This window comes from Streptomyces beijiangensis, assembly GCF_017315755.1.
Classification (GTDB): domain Bacteria; phylum Actinomycetota; class Actinomycetes; order Streptomycetales; family Streptomycetaceae; genus Streptomyces; species Streptomyces beijiangensis.
Genome location: NZ_JAFLRJ010001567.1, coordinates 1 through 429, shown reverse-complemented (window position 1 = coordinate 429; position 429 = coordinate 1). Strand labels below are relative to the sequence as shown.

General features: G+C 73.4%; 1 pseudogene. It reads right to left on the bottom strand.

Features of this window, described 5'->3' with window-relative positions:
* Positions 1-429: pseudogene (locus J0695_RS42715) on the bottom strand (transcription termination factor Rho); the annotation flags it as partial.

Below are 429 nucleotides of genomic sequence, written 5' to 3'. Positions count from 1 at the left end.
GACCTCCTCGGGGCGTTCGTCGAGCAGCACCACCATCAGGCGGCACTCGGGGTGGTTGCCCGCAACGGCCGCCGCGAGCTGCTGGATCAGCACGGTCTTGCCGGTCTTCGGCGGGGCCACGAGCAGGCCTCGCTGCCCCTTGCCGACAGGGGCGAGCAGATCGACGACGCGCCCGGCCAGACCGGACGCGGGGTGCTCCAGGCGCAGCCGTTCCTGCGGGTGAAGCGGCGTCAGATCCCCGAAGTGGGGTCGGCCGCGCAGCGCTTCGGGTGTACGGCCGTTGATCCGGGTGACCTCGGTCAGGCCACTCCGGTCGCCGCGCAGGCCCTCGGTCAGGTCGCCCTTGCGCAGGCCGTATCTGCGGAGCGTGGCGGGGGAGACGGCGAGGTCGGAGGAGGAGGGCAGGCAAGTGCCGGCCCGCAGGTGCCC